Source organism: Bifidobacterium aesculapii (assembly GCF_001417815.1).
In the GTDB taxonomy this organism is placed as follows: Bacteria; Actinomycetota; Actinomycetes; order Actinomycetales; family Bifidobacteriaceae; genus Bifidobacterium; species Bifidobacterium aesculapii.
The window spans coordinates 1-5,737 of record NZ_BCFK01000082.1 but is presented as its reverse complement, the minus strand read 5'-3'; the positions used below and the strand labels follow the sequence as shown (position 1 = coordinate 5,737).

2 protein-coding genes are annotated in these 5,737 nt (G+C 66.2%); both read right to left on the bottom strand.

All coding sequences use genetic code 11. The annotated features are described in order from the left end of the window. Positions 1 to 619: 619 nt before the first annotated feature. Positions 620 to 4,288 carry a 5'-nucleotidase C-terminal domain-containing protein gene (locus tag BFAL_RS10410; RefSeq protein WP_236691743.1) on the bottom strand — a complete coding sequence of 1,223 codons (3,669 nt, stop codon included), beginning with the start codon at positions 4,286 to 4,288 and terminating at the stop codon, positions 620 to 622. Between the two features lie 189 nt (positions 4,289 to 4,477). Then, the gene (locus BFAL_RS10405) at positions 4,478 to 5,665 is read right to left on the bottom strand and encodes an MFS transporter (protein ID WP_055428303.1); all 1,188 of its coding nucleotides are present in this window, start codon (positions 5,663 to 5,665) and stop codon (positions 4,478 to 4,480) included. Positions 5,666 to 5,737 lie beyond the last annotated feature (72 nt).

Below are 5,737 nucleotides of genomic sequence, written 5' to 3'. Positions count from 1 at the left end.
CTTATGCATCGATGGATGCTCCACAGGGGGCAACTCAGCGTAGTGGCGCAATAACGCTCCGCATAACACCGATTCTGCCCCCTTATAGGTTTGTGTGGAGCACTGGCGCTCCACACGAGGGTCAGGTTTTGGCGTGTGGAGCACTGCTGCTCCACACAAGGCTTGCAGGGGATTCGCTGCGCATTGTGTGGAGCGTTATCGCTCCACACAATGCGCATGGAAGACGATGAGCGAAAGTGTGGAGAGCGGCCTCTCCACACATGGCGTATATGGGGATTCCGGCACGAGTGTGGAGCAATATCGCTCCACACCGGCCATGAGTACCGGCTTGGACTCATTGTGTGGAGCATTGGCGCTCCACACGGCATTTCTCAACTCTTGTGTGGAGCACCGCTGCTCCACACAAGGAATTGGACCCGAACATGTGGCGCGGTGTTGCTCCATACGACGGGCATTCGTCCGTCTACCGCCCATCGTGGAGCAGTGCCGCTCCAACATTGGTTTCATGCTCACGTGTGTGGAACACCGTCACTGCGAGTGCGCTTGATATGGGGAAGCCCCGCGCGGTGGCGGGGCTTCCTGATGGTCCGGGCCTGTGGGGTCCCGGAGGCCGGTTCGGTCAGTGCTGGCGGCGACGCACGACCATGGTCACACCGCCGGCCACGGCCAGCAGCACAACCGCCACGGCGATGCCGGCCACAGCCGAACCGGTGGCGGACAGACCATTGCCCGGGGTCTTGCCGTTGGCCTGCGGCTTGGCGCCGCCGTTGCCCTGGCCGTTGTTATTGCCTTGGCCGTTACCATTGCCCTGGTTGCCCTGGTTGCCCTGGTTGCCCTGGTCGTTGCCGTTACCGTTACCTTGGTTGTTTCCACCTTGGTTGTTGCCGCCTTGGTTGTTGCCACCCTGGTTGCCGCCGTTGGCGTGCGCCTTCTCGGCGGCCTCGATCTCGGCCTGCGTGTAGAGCAGCTGCGGCTCGACCGAAGCCACGGCCGTGCCGAACTTCGCCTGCTCATCCGCGCTCAGGGTCTTGGTCACGGTGAACTCGGACGGCTTCTCGGAGCCGAGCTTCGTCACACCGAAGTCCACGCCGTTGACGTACAGGCCCAGTGCGATCGGCTTCGGGCCGTTCGCGTAGACCGGCAGCGCGAACGTCACGGACGCCTTGCCGCCCTCCACGGAGGAGGACTTGACCTGCACGCCGGCAGGCGAGGAATCGCCCTTGACGTCCTTGTGCGCGCCAAGGTAGTCGATGAGCCCCTGCACGTCCACCGTGCCGGTCAGACGCGGCTTGCCCTGCGCAGCGAATCCGGTGAACCCGTCGCCGCCCGCGAGCAGGAACGAGTTGCCGGCGACGGTCACGGTGTCCGTATCGGCGATGCGCTTGCCGTCGACGAACACGTCGGTGACGGTGGCGACCGGCGCCTTCGTGTTCGCGTCCTCGGCGAGCGTGTAGACGAACGTCACGTTCGACGAGATGCCGAGACGCACCACGTTGGACTTGCCGTCCTTGATCTGCCACTGCTGGGCGAGCACGTCGCGCAGCTGCTTGCCGGTGAGGTCGACCACGCTGTTGTCGTTGCCGAACGGCAGCATGCTGTACGCCTCCTTGACGGTGATCTTCTTGTCGCCGTCAAGATCGAGGTTGTCGGTGCGCAGGCCGCCCGGGTTGATGAAGCCGATGGTCGCCTTCGCGCCCTCCGCTGTCTTCTTCGCGGATTTGAGCGCGGCGTCCGCGTTGAGCGTGCCGAGCTGCGTTTCGGCGGACCAGTCGCCCTTCGCGAAGTCGGCGGACTTGTCGATGGTGCCGACGACCTTCTTGCCGGCTTCGGCGGAATCCGCCTGCGCCTGCTTATAGACCTTCGCGGCCGGGCCATTGTCGTCGCCCTCGAAGCCCTTGGACGGCGCGGTGCCGTCCTTGTTCGTCACGAACGTCACGGCGTACTGCGAGGCGTTCTGCACGGTGACCTTCGCGTTCTTGCCGGAGCCTTCGATGAACAGGTCCTGCGCGGCGGCGTCGCGGCCGTAGCTGCCGGCCTCGATGATCGGCGCGCCGGACTTGGTGGTGGACCCGTACTTGTTGAGGTGGCTGTGGCCGCCGTAGACGAGGTCGACGTTCGCGTCGAGGCCGGCGTCGTCGTCGCGGATCGTCTCGCCGTCCTCATGGATGAGCGCCACGACCGCGTCCGCCTCGCCGTTGGACTCGTTGCCGTCGGAGAGCTCGTCGGCCACCTTGTTGACCGCCTCGACCGGATCGGTCACGGTCACGCCCTGCATGACGCTGGGGGAGACCACGTTCTTGAGGTCCGCGGTGATCGCGCCGACGAACGCGACCTTCTTGCCGTTCACCGTCTTGATGGTGTACGGCTTGAGACGTTCGGAGGTGAGCGCGCCGCCGGAGATGTTCGCGGCTACCCAGTCGACGCCGTACTGCGGGTCGGCGATGCGGTCGTTGAAGTCCTTGGTGCCCTTGTCGAGCTCATGGTTGCCGAGCGCGCTCACGGACAGGCCCCACGCCTTGGCCATGTTCAGGGTCGGGGTGTCCTTGAAGTAGGAGGATTCGAACGGGGAGGCGCCCACGAGGTCGCCGCTGGAGACGAACACGCTGTTGCCCGGATTGTGGTCCACGGCGAGCTTCTTGTACGCCGCCTCGATCCACTGGCCGGTCTCGATGTGGCCGTGGAAGTCGGTGATGTCGAACACGGTCACCTGCTTGGCGTCCTTGCCCGGCTGGTCGGGCTTGGTGGAGCCGCCGTTGTTGTCGGAGCCCGGGTGATCGCCCTTGTCGGCGTATTCCTCGCCGATCACGCTGGGCGTGGAGGCGCCCGGCTCGACCTTGACGACGTCGCCGTTCTCGTCGAGCGTCACCTTGGCGCTCAGCGCGGCGGCCAGGTTGATGCGCTGCCAGCCGGCGGAGGTGGAGTCGAGCGGGTAGCCGCCGTCGATCGCGGTCTTCGCGAGGATGGCCTCGCGCTGGTCGCGGTGCAGCTTCGGGTAGGCGATCTTGAGCAGGTCGGCGGAGCCTTCCGGCGCGGTGAACGCGGTGCCGGAGGTGGTCTTGGCGAAACCGTAGGTCAGACGGTTCGTGTACACGCGCAATGCCGAGGCGCGGTCGGTGACCGGCTCCTGGCTCACCGCGTCGACGAAGGCGTTCTGGTAGCCGTTGGACGCGTTCGCGCCGAGGTTGTTCACGCACTCGGTGACGGTCGCGTAGTCGGAGTCCTGCTTGGTGGCGTGGCCGTCGGCGACGCACTTGCCGGCGAGGTACGACTGCAGCTGGTCGGAGGCCGGCTTGACGTACTTGTCGTAGTAGGTGGCGAAGTAGTAGCCGTTCTGGACTTCGCCGTCGATGCGGCCGCCCATGATGTCGAGCGGGTAGTGCACGCCGAGCACGATGCGGTTGTTGCCCGCCTCGGAGGTGCGGGCGAGGATCTCAGGCGCGAGCTGCGGGAACATGCCCGCCAACGCCACGCCCCACGAGTAGGCGCCGGTCGTGTGGCCGGACGGGAACGAACCCGAACCGGCGAGCCCGTCGTATTCGGCGGAATGCGTGTTGCCCTGCGCGTCGGTCCAATCGGGCACGCGCTTGATGCCGGCGGAGATGTCCGTGATCTCGTTCTTGCCGCCGTTGGTGCGGTCCTCGAACGGGCGCGGGTGCTGGAAGTGCTTCTTCGCCGTGGAGGTGGAGATGCTGTCGTACTTGAAGATGTCGGAGACCTTGTTCAGGCTGCCGTCGGCGAGTCCTTCGGAGAAGTACTGGCCGAGCACCGGGCCGAGCGAGTCGGGCAGCGTCTCGGCGGCGCTCATGTCCGCGTCGACGAGCGCGCGCTGCTGCTGCGCGGTGGCGGTCTTGACGCCGTCACCCGCGGCGTCGGGCGTGGCGGCGGCGTTGTTGATCTTCTGGACGAAATCGTCGTCGTGGTCGAGCACGGTCTTGTTGAGCACCTTGCCGCCGGCGGTCTCGGTGGCCGGCTGCCAGTAGGAGTCGTATTCGCCGAGCAGCTGCACGAGGTTCGGCTTGGCGGCACGGGCTGCGGGGCCCGCGGCGTAGGTGGTCGCGTCGTCGCCCGCGGTTTCGGCGTCGTAGCGGCCTTCGCTGGTGGCCGCGTACTTCGCCGCGTCGAACGCGTCGGTCGCGCCGCCGGCGGCGATGCCGTCAGCGGCGACGACGGCGTTCGTGCCCGCCGCGGTCTCGTCCGCGGAGGCTGTCGCCACGCCGACGCCGGCAAGCGTCGCAGCGGCGACCATCGCGGCGAACAGTCTCGTCGCGATATTCGTGTTTCTCTTCATGATGATTCCCCTCGTTTCGTCCGTCGCATGCCGTGTGGATCGATGCGGATTCGCGTGTGATGCGGATGCATGCGGATAGATACCGGACGTGACCAACGTACGGCTGCGACATGGCGTACACGGTCAATGCAGGCGAATGGGAGGTGAACTTCGATGAAGTGTGAGGAATCGTACAGGGCGCCCCTCACGTCACACGTGGATTTCACGCAGGCGATGGATCGCCTCGGTGTCGCCCTCGCAGCGCAGCGAGTAGAAGACGAGCAGTCCGACGGACAGCACCGCCAGCGGCACCCCGCCCAATCCGGTGAACCGGTAGTCCATCGAGAACGCGGTGAGCATCGCGCCGCCGACGACCGAGCCGACCGCGTTGCCGAAATTGAACGCGACCTGCACGGCCGCACCCGCGATCAGCTCGCCGCCGCCCTGACCGGCCTCCGTCATGAGCAGCTGCTGCGGCGCGGAGATGAAGAACAGGCCGAACGCGATCCAGAACGTGAGCAATGCCGTCGTCACGCGGTTGCCGGGCACGACGAGCACCATGAGCAGGCCGAGCAGCGAGATGAACTGGCCGAGCGCCGCGGTGCCGGCGTGACGCCAGTTGTCGGTGATGCGCCCGCCGATGATGCCGCCGACGACCATGCCGAATCCGGCGAGCATCATGAGGAACGGCACCAGCGCGGACGGCCATCCGCAGGTCTTCTGCAGCCACGGCGACACGTAGCTCCACCAGCAGAACACGCCCGCGTTGCCGGTGAACACGGCCGCGAGAATCACCCACGGGCCGCGGCGGCGCAGGAAACGGAACTGGCCGAGGATGCCCGTGTCCTTGACGGGCGGCACGAAGGGGATCCAAGAGAGCGTGAGCACGATGGTCATCGCCGCCCAGGCGGCCAGGATACCGAACGCGAGACGCCATGAGAGGAATTCGGCCATGAGTGTGCCGGCGGGCACGCCGAGCATGTTGGCGACGGTCTGACCGGTGACCATCATCGAAACGGCCCGTGCCTCCTTGCCCTTCTCGGCGAGCGTCTTGGCGATGAGCGTGGCGGTGCCGAAGAATGCGCCGTGCGGCAGGCCGGAGATGAACCGGGCCACGATGAGCATGCCCGCGTTGGGGGCGAGGGCGCTCATCGTGTTGCCGGCCAGCGCGATCGCCATGAACAGGACGATGAGGGTGCGCGGGGGCACCTTGCGGCCGAACACGAGGATGAGCGTGCCCGCGCACACGCCGATCGCGTACGCGGAGATGTAGTGGCCGGCCGTCGGAATGTCCACGCCGGTCGCGGCGGCGGCCTGCGGCAGGATGCCCATCATCACGAATTCGGCGGCGCCGAGGATGAACGCGCCTGCGGCGAGCGCGAGCAGACTCCTCTTCATGAATCGTTTCCTCGTTTCCTTGTGATCATGTTCGGACATGAAAAAAAGGGAACCACTGATGCATCATCAGGG

Excerpts from the sequence above, each read along its gene's own strand:
- BFAL_RS10410 (WP_236691743.1), bottom strand. The coding sequence starts at position 4,288 with ATGAAGAGAAACACGAATATCGCGACGAGACTGTTCGCCGCGATGGTC.
- BFAL_RS10405 (WP_055428303.1), bottom strand. The coding sequence starts at position 5,665 with ATGAAGAGGAGTCTGCTCGCGCTCGCCGCAGGCGCGTTCATCCTCGGC.